The 18723-nt window shown below is 42.0% G+C and carries 10 protein-coding genes; 9 read left to right on the top strand and 1 reads right to left on the bottom strand.

The features are described from left to right. Positions 1 to 77: 77 nt before the first annotated feature. On the top strand, positions 78 to 470 hold the full coding sequence (locus tag ACLCDV_RS18070) for an L-rhamnose mutarotase (protein WP_411971838.1): 393 nt from the start codon (positions 78 to 80) through the stop codon (positions 468 to 470). On the opposite strand, the gene ACLCDV_RS18065 is transcribed toward ACLCDV_RS18070, so the two are convergent. Then, on the bottom strand, positions 457 to 1338 hold the full coding sequence (locus ACLCDV_RS18065) for an AraC family transcriptional regulator (protein WP_317665192.1): 882 nt from the start codon (positions 1336 to 1338) through the stop codon (positions 457 to 459). The genes ACLCDV_RS18070 and ACLCDV_RS18065 overlap by 14 nt on opposite strands. A gap of 286 nt (positions 1339 to 1624) precedes the next feature. Between ACLCDV_RS18065 and ACLCDV_RS18060 the strand changes: the two genes are divergently transcribed. From ACLCDV_RS18060 to ACLCDV_RS18025, 8 genes are all read left to right on the top strand, one after another. After that, on the top strand, positions 1625 to 4819 hold the full coding sequence (locus tag ACLCDV_RS18060) for a SusC/RagA family TonB-linked outer membrane protein (RefSeq protein WP_411971837.1): 3195 nt from the start codon (positions 1625 to 1627) through the stop codon (positions 4817 to 4819). A gap of 12 nt (positions 4820 to 4831) precedes the next feature. Further along, complete coding sequence (locus ACLCDV_RS18055) at positions 4832 to 6619, top strand: RagB/SusD family nutrient uptake outer membrane protein (RefSeq protein WP_411971836.1); 1788 nt, start codon at positions 4832 to 4834, stop codon at positions 6617 to 6619. A gap of 204 nt (positions 6620 to 6823) precedes the next feature. Beyond that, positions 6824 to 9052 carry a hypothetical protein gene (locus ACLCDV_RS18050; RefSeq protein ID WP_411971835.1) on the top strand — a complete coding sequence of 743 codons (2229 nt, stop codon included), beginning with the start codon at positions 6824 to 6826 and terminating at the stop codon, positions 9050 to 9052. Positions 9053 to 9090: 38 nt separating this feature from the next. Beyond that, positions 9091 to 11382 (top strand): hypothetical protein, encoded by a 2292-nt coding sequence (locus tag ACLCDV_RS18045; protein WP_411971834.1) that lies wholly within the window; start codon positions 9091 to 9093, stop codon positions 11380 to 11382. A 59-nt stretch (positions 11383 to 11441) separates the two neighbouring features. Further along, positions 11442 to 13370, top strand: a complete 1929-nt coding sequence (locus tag ACLCDV_RS18040; RefSeq protein ID WP_411971833.1) for a right-handed parallel beta-helix repeat-containing protein — start codon at positions 11442 to 11444, stop codon at positions 13368 to 13370. A gap of 222 nt (positions 13371 to 13592) precedes the next feature. Beyond that, positions 13593 to 15908, top strand: a complete 2316-nt coding sequence (locus ACLCDV_RS18035) for a GH92 family glycosyl hydrolase (protein WP_411971832.1) — start codon at positions 13593 to 13595, stop codon at positions 15906 to 15908. A 62-nt stretch (positions 15909 to 15970) separates the two neighbouring features. Continuing rightward, on the top strand, positions 15971 to 17413 hold the full coding sequence (locus ACLCDV_RS18030; protein ID WP_411971831.1) for an alpha-L-fucosidase: 1443 nt from the start codon (positions 15971 to 15973) through the stop codon (positions 17411 to 17413). Next, positions 17410 to 18666 carry a DUF2264 domain-containing protein gene (locus tag ACLCDV_RS18025; protein ID WP_411971830.1) on the top strand — a complete coding sequence of 419 codons (1257 nt, stop codon included), beginning with the start codon at positions 17410 to 17412 and terminating at the stop codon, positions 18664 to 18666. Before ACLCDV_RS18030 ends, ACLCDV_RS18025 begins: the two co-directional genes overlap by 4 nt. Positions 18667 to 18723: the final 57 nt, after the last annotated feature.

The raw sequence follows: 18723 nt of genomic DNA, 5'->3' as shown, positions 1-18723 counted from the left end.
AGGAGGCTCATTTAGTAAAAAATTAAACAAAAGTAACGATGAAAATGCTTATTCGCCTACTTATATTATGCACTTCAATGGCATTTACTATGTGCAAAGGGGAGGGGCCAAAATCGACTATACCGAAATACGAAGAGCATGTCTTTGTGGTTAATATTGTCGACAATCCAGAAAAATTAAAGGAATACCTGACTTACCATAGTCATGTTTGGCCAGAAGTGGAGGCAGGTTTTAAGAAAGCAGGCTATGAACGGATCGCATTATATCGTTTCGATAAGCTGATTGTCATGACAGTTAGTGTCCCTGAGGGGGCTAACCTTGATCAGATGGGGAAGCTTGCCGAATCTTACAGTCCGAAATGCGCCGAATGGAACGCGTTGATGAATACCTATCAACAAGGTGTCAGCGGTACCGAAGCAGGACAAAAATGGGCTGAAACGAAACTTTTTTACCAATTTAAACGCAGATAGCTTCCGGTGTGCGATACTGCTTTAGAAAATCTCGGGGCGTACTACCCTTAACATCTTTAAAATGTTTGTTAAAATTTGAAATATTATTGTAACCACTTTTGTAGCAGGTCTCTGTGATATTGTATTGCCCTTCCATCAATAATTTTGCCGCGTGACCAATGCGTATCTCTTTGATAAAATCTACTAAGGTCCTGTTTGTTTGCATTTTGAAGAATCGACAAAAGGCAGAGGAAGACATAGGTACTATAGAAGCCACATCCTGTAGCGTTATATCCTCTCTAAAGTGCTTGAATATATAGTCGAAAACTCGGTTAATACGATTGGCATCTGTCGAATTTTCAATGATATTGAAGGATGGCGAAGATAATGTCCTATAGGAATTGGATAAGGCCAATTTGTCTAAAAGCTGTAGCATCAATACCGCACGGGACAGCCCTGAGGCAACCAACATCTCATTGAGAATATCTTTAGCCTGTCTAACTATAGGCCCTGAAAACAACACTCCTTTTGCTGCATTAATAAACAACTGATTCAGAAGAATTGCTTCGGGCTTGGTCAGAAAATCTTTACCCAAAAAATCAGGATAAAAATGAACGATGGATGCCGTGGCCGGTTTATCCTTATCGAGTGTATTGTAATATTGCCAGCAATGCGGAAGATAGCTTCCTAACAATACCAGTTCGTCACCTTCAAAATCCTCAATGTGATCCCCTATGAATCGTTTCCCCATACAATTACCCAATAAGACAATCTCAAAATTTCGATGTGACTTTAATGAAGTGTATTTTTTGATTTCAAGTTCTTCGCTACGGACAGTAAATGACTGATCCGGTGGGAAAGTAAAGTTTTCATAAATATGCTGCATCATAATAAAAGCCTTAAAAGGGTTTAAAAATTATCATTTTATAGCAACCGGTTGCATAACTTAGTTAAAGGTAAGAAAAAAAAGTATGAAAGTATAAAATTGGCGCATCTTGTCTGTAAAATCTTTAGTGCAAAAAAACATTACAAAAGAGCAAATTACTGGTGGTTCTCGCTATATAATATCCTGAGATTTATTCCTGTCATCATTTGTGAAAAATAAAGACTTATAAATAACCAAGTTCACTATTGTCTTTTCTTTCGAGACTAGGGGACCCTGAATACAGATAATTATGAAAAAAGCGAAATTAACACAGTTTCAAAATTGGCACAAAAGCACAAAAAATGTCGTGCTCTTTTGTGCTTTGGCTGTCGCCTGCAGTCCCATCGAGGCTGAAGCAAGAGCACTATTAATGGAGGGTGAGCACCAGGAAATGCTTGCATCTGAACACGCTCAGGAAGACATCATTGTAAATGGTCGCGTGGTTGACAAGGATGGGCAACCGATGATTGGGGTATCCGTTTCTGAAAAGGGGAAGCGAAATCAACAGACTACGGATAAAAATGGGCGTTATCAGATCAAAGTATCGTCATCTGGAGTATTGGTTTTTACCTATGTTGGACATGAAACCATCGAACAAGCTGTAGGAGGGCAAAAGACGCACGACGTTTCAATGAAAGAGGGAAGAAACGATCTGAACGAAGTAGTGGTTGTCGGATATACCACGCAGAAAAAATCATTGCTCACAGGGGCCATTTCGACAATGAAGGTCGACGAGCGAATGAATGCAATCCCAACAACTTCTGCTGGAAATCTTCTTATCGGTCGATTGCCGGGTGTTAATGTGAGTACAGTAAATGCGATTCCGGGATCACAACCAAGTATTAGTATTCGTACCAAGTCTTCTCTCAATGACCAGAATGTGACCTATGTGATTGATGGCGTTGTTCGAGGTGCAGGCGATTTTAATAACCTGAGTCCAAATGAAATCGATGAGATTTCGGTGTTAAAGGATGCTGCTTCTGCAGCGATTTATGGTTCGCGTTCGGCAGGAGGGGTAATCTTGGTGACTACAAAAAAGGGAAATTCTGGCAAGCCTGTATTTAATTATTCAACAGGATTTAGTGTCGATACACGGACAAAAAATGTTGCTTTGACAAGTGCGGTTCAGGCTGGTGAGCTCTATACGCGTATCAATGGATCTGCTGACCCTGCTGGGTGGGCATGGTCACAAGAGGAGTTAGATCATTATAAAACGATTAATAATGGCTGGGGCTACGATCAACTGGAAACAGTTTGGCGTAATCCATCCACACAAACACATAACCTCAGTGTGAATGGTGGAAGTGATAAAGTTCGATATTTCGGTGCTGCATCATATGTTAAGCAAACGGGTTTTCTGGATCCGTTGAAATATGATAAGTATAATATTCGGATGAATGTAACTGCAGATATTACGAAAGATCTGGAAATTTTTTCGGGGTTTGCACTATACAATAATTTTACGGGAAATGCTGTTTTTGAAGACGCTCAAGCTAATTATGGTAAGTTGAGAGTTTGGCAACCTGATCAGCCTGTGTATACAGATAACGGTCAATATGTAGATTATGGGTGGATTGCCAATATGGGGGCTAGCGTGGATGGTATGGCAGGTTACAATAAATCCCAGATGTTGAAACCGCAATTAATTTTGAGCGGAACGTATAAAGCACCCTTTTTGGAAGGATTGAAAGCTAAAGTCTCCTATGCAAGAAGTTGGGCGAACGAATTAAATCGGAAATTTTATAAGAACTATCCGGTATTTTCGATGAAAAGAAGTGGCCCTAACAATCGAATTATTTCCACAGCGGATAGTGATATCATTGGAATGAGAAAATCAAGTTGGGTAGGAAAAGATTATATTGAACGGAAATCAACCTATAGTGATGACAAACAGTTTAATGTCCAATTGAATTATGATCATGTATTTAATGATGTGCACAGTGTCTCCGCGGCTTTAGTAACAGAATGGTATGAAGGTGCCGGATCTGGTATTACGGGAGGAAGAGAAACTTTTCCGGTTTACCTAACCGACCAGTTTTGGGCAGCTAGTAGCGCGCGAGCGGATGGATGGGCCAATGGGGATACCGATTGGGTCAGCGGCCGTATGTCATATATTGGACAGTTTAACTACAGTTATGCAAACAAATACTTGTTTAATTTCTCTTTCCGTGAAGATGGTTCGATGAATTTTGCTCCCGACAAGCGCTGGGGATTCTTTCCTGCTGGATCAGTGGGCTGGGTAGCGTCGGAAGAAAAATTCTTTAACAAGTCTGTGGTTCAATTTTTGAAATTCAGAGGATCAGTAGGTTTAACAGGTAATGATGCCGTTGGCGGTTGGCAATGGCAAGAATCTTATCAAGCTGGAAGTTCGGCTTATTTTGGTACGAGTCCTTCACAATCCGTCGGACTCGGCTATGGAAGTGTAGTTAATCCTAATCTAACTTGGGAAAAAGCATTGAGCTACAATGCAGGTGTGGATATGAACTTTTTGAAGAATTGGAATTTTTCACTGGATTATTGGTATCGTAACTCCTACGATATTTTAAGGAATCGCCAAACGACTTTACCATCGACCTTTAGTTTAACTATGCCAGCCGAAAACTATGCAAAAGTTAAGGCCCAAGGATTCGATCTACAGTTGGGATACCGCAAAGATCGACCGGATTTCTCATATTATGCCAATTTAACGATGTCTTATGGCTGGAATAAGGTGATTACACAAGATTATGCGCAGAATGCACAGGCGATTGATGTTCCTGTTGGTAAATCGTTGAGTTATATCACAGGTTGGCAATATGATCGTATCTTGAGAACTCAAGCAGATGTAGATGCCTTTGTTGCTGCAAATCCGAATTATAAGCATAATGGGTTATCACCCGCGTTAGGGATGATGGTTTATAAGGATTTGAGCGGCCCCAATGGCAAGCCCGACGGAAATATCGATGATTGGGATCGCGTGATGCTAAAACCAAATAACTACCCCATTGTATATGGTCTTAACTTAGGTGGAAGTTGGAAGGGATTTCACTTAGATATGATGCTTTCCGGACGTTTAGGCGAGAAAAAGTGGATGAACGACCTTGCTGGTGGGGTAGAGTGGAATCGTATGTGGGAGCAATGGTATTCGGACAGCTGGACACCGGAAAACCCGAATGCAACATTGCCAAAACGCGTGAGTGCAAATAATTCCAATACCTATCAAACAAATAGTTCTTATTGGTTGAAAAATGGCAGTTTTATGCGGATGAAGTACTTGACTTTGAGTTATGATTTACCGAAGGGAAAATTTTACAGTAAAGTTTTTGATAACGTAAGGGTTTTCGCAACCGGAACGAATCTTTTTGTGATTAGTCCTTTTAATAAATACTATGATCCGGAGATCGGGGGCGGAAATGCATTCCCTGTGCTGCGCTCCTACAATTTTGGTATCGATGTTAAATTTTAAATGTTTTGCGAAATGAAATCTAAAAAACTAATATATGGACTCTGTCTGGCGTTTTTGACCAGCTGTAGTTTAGATTATAAAAATACAGGCGCAATCAATCCGGACAATGTCTGGATGGATAAAACCATGATTAATTCTTATTTGACAGATGTTTATGGAAAAATGATGCCCGGATGGTCCCCTTCGGCCAACGGTACCGACGAAGGTATGAATGGACCGACAAGTATGGGCGACTTTGCACGGGGACTGATTACTATTGATAACCAGGGACAAAAATTGGATTATGCCAATATCGACCGGATCAACTTTTTCTTAGATAAAATGGAAACGGTAACCGTACTTTCCGATGCTGAAAAGAAGCAGATGGTCGGACAGGCTTTATTTTGGCGGGCGTGGGATTATTGGGGCAAAGTGTGGAACGTCGGAGGTGTGCCTTTAATTCTCCATTTTCAGGATGTAACGAATGTACCCTCATTATTTGTAAGTCGTAATTCTACAACGGAATGTATGACGCAGATTTTGAAGGACCTTGATGATGCTATCGCAAATCTTCCGGATGTTTGGACGGGAAATGACTATGGTCGTATCGATAAAGGGACGGCAATGGCATTCAAGGGTAGAGTATTATTACGTTATGCCAGCCCGTTGTTTAATTCGAATAATGATCAAAAGAGATGGGACGCCGCCTATAAGGCCAATAAGGATGCCGTTGATTTCCTAAAGAGTATGGGCAAAGGCTTGTATGAAGGTAAATTTGAAGATATTTGGTATAATGAGCGTAATAAGGAAGTGATTATGCTAAACCAATATTATATGCCTGATCATAAGCTTGATCAAAAAAATATTCGTCCGGAACCATTGACAAAAGATGGAGCTAATGATAATCAGACAATTTTTCCTTTGTTGATGGCTTATCCTAAAAAAGATGGAACGCCGTTAAAATTGGATCTCAACCGGCTGGCGAATGATCCGACCTACAATGAACAGTTTATGACGGATTTTTACGTTGGACGTGATCCACGCTTTTATGCAACTATTTTTGCACCTGGTACTACATACCCCGCTAAAGATGTTTTGACTGGTGGAATGAAATATTGGAATGCATGGAAGAAAATAGCAGATCCAACTTCCCCTACTGGATTTAAGTATTCGACCTTGATCTTTAATGAGTTGGGGAAAGGTGTTGGCGGCAGTTCATCAGGTTACTTTCAGTTAAAAGGAGTGGACAAAGATTTAACGATTCCTACAGTATATGAAGGAAAAACGGACTGGATCGAGATTCGTTTTGCAGAGGTATTGATGAACTATGGAGAATGTGCTAACGAAACCGGAAAGTCGGCGGAAGCGCTAGGAGTTTTGTATGATATCCGTAAAAGGGCTGGTATTGAGGCCGGCAGTGGAAATTATGGTATTACAGCTAATTCACAAACAAATATCCGTCAAGCTTATATGGACGAGCGTTTTATTGAATTTGCTTACGAGGGTAAGCGGTTCGCAGATTTACGCCGATGGAAGCGATATGATATTTTAAATAGTCTAAAATATCGCTCGGGATTAAATGCTGTGATTAAAAATGAAAGCAGTTTAGTAGGTTTCGATTGGACCAAAGATATGTATGATCCTGCGGTGCGTAAGCTTTTCCGTTTCGAATATGTCGAAAATTTAGATGGTGATAACCAGTATCAATTTAAGGTGGATCTACAGCATTGGTTTTATCCAATTCATAAAGAAGTTATCGATAGAAATTCAAAAATTGAACAAAATACAGAATGGGGCGGGACTTTTGACCCTTTAAAATAACAATAATTTAAAAATTAACATAGCGTGGTTTAGGTGTATCCTTTAGTGTTTTTTAGTTGGGCTGGCTATGCGGTCCAACTCTTTTGCTGTTTCGAGTTGTACATTTGTTGAGTATAATAATTAAAAAAATTGATGAAAGATCGGTTTTTATCCATTAACGGGAAGAAAAATATAGTCGTATCGTCAAACTAAAGTAAATAGAAGATGAAAAAAATAGTAGGAAGTTTTCTGCTTTGTACATTGGCTTTAAATAGCTTTTCACAGGATTGGCTTCCTGAACATCGGGATAAAACTGCGTTATTTCGCGTGTTGGATTGCCAGTACGAAGGCGCAAAATTGCTGCATAGCTCGGCAGTAGGGGCGCATTCGGCTAATTGGGATGTCAAACAGGAGGTTTTGAAAAAGAAGGGAACGAATGAGGTGACCTACCGATTTACCTTTAAGGCGAAAAGAGCGATGAAGGATGCAGGGGTAGCCGTGGCTTTTGATACTTATGATTGGTCGAGCGACAATTTTGTGATGATTCCCGCGGTAGTTTATAATGGTAATCGCCAACGGATTGTCAACCGGGAATATGCGACTGGTCTCGACAAAACAGATTATTACCGAAAAGATCTAGCACTAACCTCCAATCCGATCCCACAACTTTCACCAGAATTTGGTGCAAAGTCACGATTGGAAGTGAATATCAGTAATACAAGTACACCCGTAATGGCCTACTTAGACCGAAAACAACATAAGGGTGTTTTTCTTTTTACTGATCAGGGAATTACTTGGAAAAATGAGGTAAAAGACCACGCATTGATTGTTGAAGAAAGTGAGGATCGAAGTGTCGCTAGTTTTGTTGTCAGTGCGCCAGGTGTGCGGTCGCGTAAACCTGAATTTATCGGTTTTAGCGAAAGCCCTGATCGGGGAATATCAGTTGCCCAAGGTGATGAATTGCAGATTCGCGTTACACGATTAGAATTTCAGTCCGCAGATGTACCACAGTTGTATAGTCGATTTATGCAGGAGCGAAAATTGCATATCAAGGAAGCTACTCCCCGCAATTTAATGCCCATGAGTGAGGTTTTTACACGTATGGCAAAAAATATTGATGAACGCTATTATGCAAAAGACGGTGTTGGATTTTACTGCCCAGAGAATGCGGATTGGATGTCCTATGGCTGGGTGGGTGGATTGATCAATACTTATCCTATGCTGGCTTTGGGCGATACGGCGCATTTCAATCATGTAAGGAATACCTTTGATTTTGCCCTGCCAAAAGGCCGGGGAGCAAGTGGTTATTATTACGATGTTTTGGGCGCAGATGGTCAGGTCATTTATCGCGATGGGGCGAAAGCAAATCCGGGTATCGGCTTAACACGTAAAAATGCCGATGTGCTCTATTGGATGATCAAGCAATTTATGCTCTTGAAAAAGCAAGGAAAATCTTCGCTCATTGCCAAATCCTGGGACAATGATGTTAAGCTATTGGCCGATGCCTTTGTGAAAACTTGGCAGGAAGAGGGGACCTGGGGCAATTACTTAGCGATTGAATCCGGTAAAATCGCAGCCTATAATACAACAGGTGGAGCGATGGCCGTTGCTGGGTTAACCCTGGCCGCTTCTTATTTTCATAATGATCAGTACCTCGCCGTAGCAAAAGATGCGGCAAAAAAATATTATGATAATTTTGCCTTGGTTGGTTTCACATCCGGTGCTTGTGGGGATATTCTCCAAAATGCCGATTCGGAAACTGCAATAGCATTGACGACTTCACTAATGACGCTCTTTGAACAAACTGGCAAACGCGAATACTTAGAGCAAGCTAAAAACCTAGCGAATTATACCGCGTCCTGGACAGTATCTTTTCCTTATCAGCTACCTGAAAATACTGCTTTGGCAAAATTGGGCGCTAATCTTACAGGGGCGGTTTGGGCGAGTACACAAAACAAACATGGTGCCCCAGGGTTTTGCACACAATCTGGCGACGCACTGTTCAAGCTTTTCCGTGAAACTGGAACGAGCTTATATGCCGATTTGATACGTGATGTAATCCACGCACACGCCGAAGGCATACAACCCAATGGTAAGATCACCGAACGTTTGACCTATTGTGATGCGGATAGTCGGGGATCACGTGGCGATGGCGGTAAAACAGGCTGGAACGAAACAAATGGTGCTTTAATGGCACTTGAAATACCGGGCCTTTATGTTCGTAAGGATAAGGCAACAGCCTATGCCTTTGACCATATCATTGTCAAAGCGATAAAGAAAACGAATCAGGGGCTGGCGCTGACTCTCTACAATCCCACGAGCTACGATGCAACTGTAACGGTGTTGGCTGAGGATGCCCATGAAGCTGCGCGACCTTTGGGTGAAAATGCCTTTTTGGATTGGAATAAAAAGATTAAGATTAAGGCGGGTGAAACAGTCTCTGTTATGTTATAAAAGGCGATACCGATATAAAATGTTTAAAATTAAAGCGAATGAAATTTCTGAAAACTAACTTACGATGTCTCGGACTGACAGCTGGACTGACCGTTTTGTCGACAATGGGCTATAGCCAAACAACATTAAAAACCAATTATTTCAAAATCGTGATTGACCAGAAAGGTTATATCACGAGTATGCAGAATATTACAAAGAAATCGAATAGGGAGTTTAGTCCGGCAGATAAGCCGTCCCCGCTAATGGTCTTATATAATGCGAAGAAGCGGGTATATACATATCCAGAGCAGGCAAGTTATTCTGCAAGTGATAAAATCATGACTTTGGCTTATCCGAACGGTTCCACCGCACGCATCAGCATCTTACCGCAGGCTAAGTATTTCAAAATGAAATTACTTTCATTGACCAATTCAACCGATATCGAAGCCATCCAATGGGGCTCCTATCATACCAATATTACCAATTTACTGGGCGAGATTATTGGAGTCAGTCGGGATACGAGTAAAGCAGTCAATTACGCGATTGGCATGTTGGCGCTCAATGACAATACATTGGGTGGAACAGCAGATATTCAAGGCGATGCAGCACCGTTTCAGTATATTATCCACTCGCCGGATGCAGCGCGTTTTCCGTTACCAAATCACTTGCATGAAGGCCAAATATTTTCTTTAGGAGGTGACGGTATCAGCGATGTCGCCTTTTATGCGCACAAAGAACCTTATTATCGGATCATGTACGGAAATGCAGCTGAGGTGGATAAAAATGGACGAATATCCATTTCTTACCAATCGCGGGATCGCAGGCAAGAACGCGAAGTGTACTACTCCCTCATTCCGAATATGGCATCCAATAAACCCAATCATTTACTGGTACAGCCTATTCCGGGGGTGGATTACATCGGGTCTAGTATCGCTTTTTGGGGTAGCCCGGATAGTACAGCCCTGATGGACGTGGTTCAGGATATTGTGCTTAAAGAGGGTTTGCCACATCCGACAGTCAATGGAAAGTGGATCAAGGATCCGGCAGCTTTTGTACCGGATGTATTGACAGAGGGCGGACAGTATGATAATATGATTGCTTATGCAGACCGACTTGGATTTAAGGCCATTAGTTTATATGATCAGGCCTTCTTGCGTCCGGACCGTAGAAACGAAGGCTATATTGATGGCAAGAACTTTGAACGTAAGCCTTTAAAATTTGCAAACGGAAATGCCTATTCCCATAAAGAGTATGCACAAATGGCGGCCAAACATAATATTGTCATTGGCCGGACGCCAATTACAAATGCATTGGCCCCGGGTACCAAAGATGCCAGTCCGGTGCCGAGCGATAGCATCTGGTATCAACAAAAACGTCCTTTAGCTAAGGCAATCAGTGCTACAGATACATTGATCTATGTGGATGACCCGACGCATCTGGAGGAAATTGGCAGTTGGGAAGGGCATGTTAAAAGCTTGAATATTATTAAAATCGGGAAAGAGCTTATCCATTATTTGGGCGTAAGCGATACCAAACCTTATCGTTTACTCAATGTGAAACGGGGCTATTGGGATTCCAAGGCTACAGCGCATGCCGCCTTAGATACATTATATAAGTTACAGGTAACGATCAACTACGGTTATGATGGGTTGATCCCCAATATTCAGTTGCAAGATAAAATAGCCGAATATTATGCAGACGTCAGCGCAATCAATGGCTTAGGCTATTATGATTTTGATGGACAGGAATTCTTATTTAATAATGGTCATGGCTACTATTCCGCGAAACGTTTTTTTCGTAAAATGTTTGAACGTGCGAAACAACATGGATTGGCAGATATTCGTTTTACAGGGGCTACTTTATCCGAAGGATCATGGCATTATCAAAGTATATGGAACGTAGGTGGCGGTAAAAACTTATATGATGCAGAGACGCGGGAATGGGGAAGTGCGACAAGTCAAGGAAAAGACTTACGTGATGTCTCCTACGCTAATTTTTTCCCTGTCGGAATGGGCGGGAATTTCCCGATTACCGAAAAGTCTACTGTAGCGGAATATGAGCATATCCAGGCCATGTCGGTAGGTACGGGATCAACTTATAGTTTAAAACTGAATCAGAAACAGGTAGAAAGTTGTCCACAGAAAGATGCTATTTTCCAAGCGATCCGCACCTGGGAAAATGCGCGGAGGGCAAATGCTTTCCCGCGCTGGGTGAAAGAGTATCTGGTGGATCCAACGCAGAGTTTTAGATTAGAAGAACTCGATAAAGATCACTGGAATCTTTATCGTATCAATAGGGATGGTTCGGGTAAGAAACTATTAACAAAATTGACAAGAGCAAAAGGATATTAAAAAAACTATATCCGGCCTATTCAGGCCGGATTAGTTTTTATAGCATTAAACTGATTAAAATGAAGATTACTTTTTTCTTAACATGTATTTTTTTGGGGGGCTTTGGGACTTTGTCGGCTCAGACCAAAGCAAAACCAATAGAATATCACGTTGCTGTGGTAGGTAACGATGGGCAGGTCGGAACTCAGGCAAAACCGCTCCGGACCATTATGGCTGCAGCCAAACTTGCAATGCCAGGTGATATCATCACGGTTCACGAAGGGGTATACCGCGAAAGTATCGTTCCACCACGTGGTGGTCTTTCGGCAAAACAACCGATTACTTACCGTGCAGCAAAAGGTGAAAAAGTGGTTATCAAAGGCTCGGAAGAAGTGAAGGGCTGGAAGCTGATCGGTGACGATATTTGGCAGCTCGAATTGCCAAATTCGTTCTTTGGTACATTCAATCCCTATCAGGAGGAAATCCGCGGGGACTGGTTCTGGCCAACACCGAAAGAAAGAAAATATCACCGCGGGGCAGTTTATCTTCATGGTCATTGGCTGATGGAAGCTTCTTCTAAAGAACAGCTCTTAGCCGATCATTCGCCGAAAGGGGGATGGTGGGCGTCGGTTGATGGGGAAAAAACGGCTATATGGGCCCGGTTTCCAAAGGTTGATCCGAATCAGGAGCAAGTAGAAATCAATGTTCGACCTCGGGTCTTCTATCCGGATCGTCCTTTTGTCAACTACATCACCGTGGATGGTTTTGTGATGGAACAGGCCGCGACTAACTGGGCACCACCCACTGCCGAACAGGAAGGACTTATCGGTACACATTGGAGTAAGGGCTGGCGTATAGTCAACAATACCATACAATATTCGAAATGTGTTGGAATTGCCCTAGGGAAATATGGTGATGCCTATGATAATAAAGATACAGAGTCCGCTGAAGGGTATGTGGGCACCATAAAAAGAGCGTTGGCTTTTGGTTGGAACAAAGACAGTGTCGGCAGTCATTATGTGGGAAATAACAAGATAGCCTATTGCGAACAGGCCGGTATTGTGGGCAGTATGGGCTGTTCATTCAGCACGGTAGAGCACAATACAATACATGATATCCATATCGAGCGCCTTTTTACCGGCGCTGAAATGGCAGGGATTAAATTTCATGGCGCTGTAGATGTTAGCATTCGAAATAATCGGATTTATCGGACGAATATGGCAATTTGGTTGGACTGGATGGCGCAAGGCGCACAGATTATGAATAACCTGTTTTATCAAAATGATCTCGATATATTTTTGGAGGTAACGCATGGGCCTGCGTTGGTTGCCAATAATATTATGCTTTCCCCGAAAAATCTGTCAATGAATGCGCAAGGCGCGGCTTTCGCTCATAATCTTTTTGCCGGAAAAATCGAAGTTATTGCATACGACAGCCGATTGACGCCATATCTGAAACCGCATGCAACTGGAATTGTTGCATTAAAGGATAATCCGGCAGGTGATGTGCAGTTTGTCAATAATATTTTTACTAAAGGATCTGATATCAGTGATTATTATAAAGCGTATCTTCCCGTGTTGTTGGATGCTAATGTCTATACTAAGGGTAGTATTGCTGTGTCAACTGCCAAAGTAAATGCACGAATGGGGGAAATACATGCCAACGCCGAGCAGCAGATGAAGTCTTATGTGAGCAAACTTGCGGTAGAACATAATGCGTTGATCGATACGAATGGGGCTGTTCTTGTCAATTTAGTGGAAAAACAAGGTAAGCTCTATTTGGACTTTCCGTTTCAAGCAAAATGGTTGCAACAGAAGAGAGATTTGGTGACTTCAAGATCGTTAAGTCCAACGGTAATATCCGAGTTGCCATTTGAGGATCGAAATGGACGGCCTTTGCAGATTGACCGGGACTACTTCGGTAAAGCTCGAAAAAAATCCAATCCGTCTCCAGGTCCATTTGAATATGCAGGGAAGAAGGAAGAAAAAATAACATTGATTTATGAATAGAAACCGAATAATACCATTAAAATCTTACGGGATGCTGTTGAGCATCCTTTTTTGCGTTTTGTTCGAATAGCAAAGTAATAATCGATTTGAACGGTGATAATTCGTTGCCGTTGGTTGATAAGAAAGTAAATTTATAGTCTTTGGCAAACTTTTGGTCGAACATAACCAATTGTCTGTATCTAATCGGATTCCGTAGGCTTGAATAAGTAATCTAAACCTTTTATGATAAATCGTATTCAATTTAGTATCATTTTATTTTTTGTAGTTTTCAATTGCTATTCTCAGTCCAGGTATGTTAATCCGTTTATCGGTGCGGTTACCAGTGGTGAAAAAGCCGAAACGGGAGGACACGGCTTCGGTAAAACTTTTCCGGGGGCAGCAACTCCATTTGGCTTAACACAGGTTAGCCCCAACACGATTACCGGTGGAGATAATGGTTCTGGATACAACTACGAGCATACCTCCATAGAAGGATTTGCCTTTACACAAATGAGTGGTATAGGCTGGTACGGTGATCTAGGTAATTTTTTAGTCATGCCGAGCACAGGAGAACTGAAAACTTCGGCAGGTAGTCCTGAACATCCAGAAAATGGCTACCGCTCCCGTTTTTCCAAAAAAGATGAAAAAGCAGGTGCAGGTTATTATGAGGTGGTGCTTTCAGATTATAATATAAAAGCTGAAATGACCGCTACGCCGCATAGCGGTATGCTTCGGTTTACTTTTCCCAAACATAAAAAGTCGCGGATTCAGATCGACTTAGCGCGGCGAGTAGGTGGTACATCTACGGAACAATATGTGAAAGTGGTGGACAACCATACCATCCAAGGATGGATGAAGTGCACGCCCGAAGGTGGAGGTTGGGGAAATGGTGATGGGAAGGCAAATTATACGGTCTATTTTTATGCCCAATTTAGTAAGCCTTTTACCGATACGGGGGTATGGAGTTGTGCCCTTCCAGAGGGGCAAAAACGGAAATTGGAAGATGTTACAAGTGCCAGTTATCAAGAGATTGTTTCCAAATCTGTCGTCACAAAAAATATCGGCATTATGGAAGGTAAACATTTGGGGTTTTATACCGAATTCCCTACACAAGCAAATGAGCAGGTATTGATGAAAGCTGGAATTTCATTTGTCAGTATGGAGGGAGCCAAAAATAACCTTGAAACAGAAATCAAAGATTGGAACTTTAACAATGTATTGGAGCAAACGCAGAAACGATGGGATGATGCATTAGGGAAAATCGAGATTCACGGTTGGACAGAAGACGAGAAAACTGTTTTTTACACGGCTTTGTATCATTCGATGATCGATCCGCGAGATTTCTCGGATGTAGATGGAAAATACGTTGGCGGTGACGGACATATTCACCAAACGAAAGATTTTACCAAGCGAACAGTATTTAGCGGCTGGGATGTTTTTCGAAGTCAGTTTCCTTTGCAAACGATTATTAATCCGACTATCGTAAACGATATGATCAATTCTTTGGTGACATTGGCCGAAGAAAGTAAACAGGATTATTTAGAACGTTGGGAATTTTTGAATGCGTATAGTGGTTGTATGATCGGAAACCCTGCCGTATCGGTTATTACGGACGCCTATATGAAAGGGATATCCAACTTTGATGTAGAAAAGGCATATAAATATGCGCGACAAACGGTTGAAAAATTTGGCAATGGAGAAAAGGGAACTACAGGAGAAATTTCGACGACATTGGAATATGCTTACACAGAGTGGTGCCTGTCTCAATTAGCAAAACGATTAAATAAAACGGCTGATGTGGATTTATATGCTCATCGTGCGCAAAGTTATAGAAATCTCTTTGATCCGACAGTTGGTTGGTTTCGACCGAAAGAACAAGATGGTACATGGAGTAAATGGCCAGAAATGGGACGCTTAACCCAAAATTATGGCTGTGTTGAGAGCAATCCTTATCAACAGGGATGGTTTGTCCCCCATGATGTGGATGGACTTGCAGGCCTTTTGGGTGGTAAGCAAAAAACCATCGCGGATCTCAACAGTTTTTTTGAACTCGCTCCGCAAGATATGATGTGGAATAATTATTATAACCATGCCAATGAACCGGTACACCATGCACCCTTCTTGTTTAATCGTTTAGGAGCACCATGGCTCACACAAAAATGGACGCGTGAAATTTGTTCACGTGCCTATCATAATTCAGTTTATGGTCTGATAGGTAATGAAGATGTGGGGCAAATGTCCGCATGGTATGTATTGGCAGCATCTGGAATACATCCTATTTGCCCAGGGGACACACGTTATGAAATCACAAGCCCTGTATTTAATACAGTCACCTTTAAACTTGATCCCAAATATGATTCGGGGGCACAGTTTGTAATTAAAACAGAAAATAATTCGCCTGAAAATCGCTATATCCAAAAAGCTGAACTTAATGGCGTATCTTATAATAGCTGTTTTATAGATCACAATGAAATTATGCGAGGCGGAACCTTGGTGCTATTTATGGGGAAAGAACCGAATAAACAGTGGGGGCTTGGTAAAACTTTTGAAACACAATAAATACTAGGGAGATGATGGTTGTTAATCGTCTTATTGTAGAATATGACTAAAGATTTTATTTTATGATAAAAACACTGAAAACTTTCCTCGTGGCGGTTCTACTGTCTGGCGGCACTGCATTCGGACAGCAAGCACCAGCACCATTTTTGCCTATTCCAAATCCCGCACAATTGCGATGGCACAAAGCCGAATATATTATGTTTGTCCATTTTGGTATGAAGACATTTTATCCGAGTGACAACCACATGGGGACTGGAGATGAAGACCCAAACCGTTTTAATCCTACACAATTCAATACCGATCAATGGGCTAAAGTGGCTAAAGAAGGTGGGTTTAAGGGGATGGTGCTAACGACAAAACATCACGATGGATTTGCAAATTGGCAGACTTCAACCACCGACCATGGGGTCGCTTCTTCGGCTTGGCGAGAAGGAAAGGGAGATGTCGTACGCGATCTGGCTAAATCTTGTCGAAAGAATGATCTCTATTTTGGATTATATGTCTCTATTATCGATCATCATTTTAACAAATATGGCTCTCCGAAACATCAGTCCTATGGCGATTATTACTTTAACCAAATTGAGGAGTTAAGTACCAAGTATGGCCCAATCGATGAATATTGGTTCGATGGTTTTAATGCCGATAACCTAAAAATGGACTATCCTAAAATTGGACGGATGATTGTCGAGAAACAGCCCGATGCGGTGGTCTATGATTCGGGTGTTTTGGTCAACACTATCCCCGATCGCTGTATAGCATGGCCAGGAAATCATGGCGGAATTACGCCAGATCAAAACTACCGCCAATTAATCGATGGCGTAATGCGCTGGTACCCCAATGAAGCTTCAATTATTTTGCAAGGCAATTGGTTTCACATTGGTCAACCTGCCGTGAGCCTAGAAAAGATGAAAGAGTATTATTTAACCTCAGTTGGTTATGGCTCAACGCCTTTAATGAATGTTTCTCCCAATGCACAGGGATTAATGGATGAAACGACAGAAAAGACCTTGATCGCGTTTAAATCCTGGGTCGATCAATTGCACAACAGTAATCCGGCATTCAAAAAAAAGGCAACAGACGACGGTCATCGTGGCAATTCGAAAAAGTATGCAGCTTCACAGGTCAACGATGGAGATTATAATAGCTATTTCGCAACAGATGATAGCGATGATAAAGCGAGCATAACCATCGACTTGGGCAAGAAAACAAAAATTGATGGTTTTATCTTGCAAGAATACATTCCGCTCGGTCAACGGGTGGATGAATACAGCATTGAATGCCGTGTGGACGGGAAATGGGTTGAAGTTTTCCAAGGAAAGAAAATTGGGTATAAGCGTATTATATTGGCAGGAGCGGCTTCGGCCAAGGATATTCAATTTCCAGTCTCAGATGCGGTGCGACTGCATGTCAATAAGAGTTTGGCTTGCCCATTAATCAATAATTTTCAAGTGATTGCTTTGGGAGGAATCGATAACCAGTCGCTTAGATCAAATCCATACAAATGAAATATGTTAGATGGCTTGCCTGCTTGGCCTCCTTGTTCTATGCCGGAATAGCTCAACCCGTAGTTGCTCAGCAGGCTACTACACTTCCTGTAACAGTTGAACAAGGAAATCAAGATCGTGAATATTGGACAGGACTACTTTACAAAATTGTATCTCCAGTGATCCATAACCTCGCTTCGGGAACACTGAAAAAGAATATGCCGCTGGAAAAGGCTCCAGGGTATATGTTAAATGCTGAGCAGGTTACCTACTTGGAAGCTGTGGGGCGTACCATGGCCGGTGTTGCGCCTTGGTTGGCACTTCCTGATGACAATACACAAGAAGGAAAACAGCGTAAAGAATTGCGCTTGGCATTGCTAAAGGGAATTGCCAATGCAGTGAATCCAAAAAATCCCGATTTCTTGGATTTCAGTAAGGAACAACAGCCGATTGTTGATGCGGCCTTTATGGCTCAAGGCTTTTTAAGAGCGCCTCAAGCGCTTTGGGAACCCTTGGACGCAACGACAAAATCAAGGATTATCAATAATTTTAAAAGTCTGCGCAATCGTGCCGCCTACTATAATAATTGGTTGTTATTTTCGGCATTGACAGAAGCCTTTTTGTTACGGATGGGTGAAGATGCTGATCCCATGCGGATTGATATCGCACTAAAGAAAATGGAGGAGTGGTACGTAGGGGACGGCTGGTACAGTGATGGACCTCATTTTGCCATGGATTATTATAATAGCTTTGTCATTCAGCCGATGTTGGTCGATATCTATCGCACGCTTGCGGAGGTAAAGAAGACGGGTAGCACGGAATATGATTTGGTCCTAAAACGTATGCAGCGTTATGCGACATTTCAAGAACGGATGATCGGTGTGGATGGAAGTTTTCCGCCTTTTGGTCGTTCGATAACCTATCGAACTGGTGCTTTTCAGGCTTTAGCGCAGGTGGTCCTATTGGGTAAGTATCCAGAGGGACTGTCTCCGGGACAGATCAGAAGCGCGATGACGGCCATGCATCGAAGAATGTTCGATTCCTGTTCGAACTTTGATCCAAACGGATGGTTACTGTTGGGATTCTGTGGCGCACAGCCGGAAGTGGCGGATACCTATACGTCCACGGGAAGTTTATATATGACCACACTCAGTTTTTTACCGTTGGGATTACCGGCAAATGATCCATTTTGGACAAATAAACCCGAGGATTGGACAACAAAAAAAGCTTGGCAAGGTCAAGCGTTTAAAAAAGATTATAAAGTTGGTTATTAGGACAAGTCAAATTACCTGCTATTGCTTGTCGAAAACTAGCCGAATGATTTTCTTACA

This window comes from Sphingobacterium sp. Lzh-3 (assembly GCF_046764375.1).
GTDB lineage: Bacteria > Bacteroidota > Bacteroidia > Sphingobacteriales > Sphingobacteriaceae > Sphingobacterium.
The sequence above is the reverse complement of the archived record's forward strand: the minus strand, read 5'-3'. Positions and strand labels throughout refer to the sequence as shown.

Excerpts from the sequence above, each read along its gene's own strand:
- ACLCDV_RS18070 (WP_411971838.1), top strand. The coding sequence starts at position 78 with ATGGCATTTACTATGTGCAAAGGGGAGGGGCCAAAATCGACTATACCG.
- ACLCDV_RS18065 (WP_317665192.1), bottom strand. The coding sequence starts at position 1,338 with ATGATGCAGCATATTTATGAAAACTTTACTTTCCCACCGGATCAGTCA.
- ACLCDV_RS18060 (WP_411971837.1), top strand. The coding sequence starts at position 1,625 with ATGAAAAAAGCGAAATTAACACAGTTTCAAAATTGGCACAAAAGCACA.
- ACLCDV_RS18055 (WP_411971836.1), top strand. The coding sequence starts at position 4,832 with ATGAAATCTAAAAAACTAATATATGGACTCTGTCTGGCGTTTTTGACC.
- ACLCDV_RS18050 (WP_411971835.1), top strand. The coding sequence starts at position 6,824 with ATGAAAAAAATAGTAGGAAGTTTTCTGCTTTGTACATTGGCTTTAAAT.
- ACLCDV_RS18045 (WP_411971834.1), top strand. The coding sequence starts at position 9,091 with ATGAAATTTCTGAAAACTAACTTACGATGTCTCGGACTGACAGCTGGA.
- ACLCDV_RS18040 (WP_411971833.1), top strand. The coding sequence starts at position 11,442 with ATGAAGATTACTTTTTTCTTAACATGTATTTTTTTGGGGGGCTTTGGG.
- ACLCDV_RS18035 (WP_411971832.1), top strand. The coding sequence starts at position 13,593 with ATGATAAATCGTATTCAATTTAGTATCATTTTATTTTTTGTAGTTTTC.
- ACLCDV_RS18030 (WP_411971831.1), top strand. The coding sequence starts at position 15,971 with ATGATAAAAACACTGAAAACTTTCCTCGTGGCGGTTCTACTGTCTGGC.
- ACLCDV_RS18025 (WP_411971830.1), top strand. The coding sequence starts at position 17,410 with ATGAAATATGTTAGATGGCTTGCCTGCTTGGCCTCCTTGTTCTATGCC.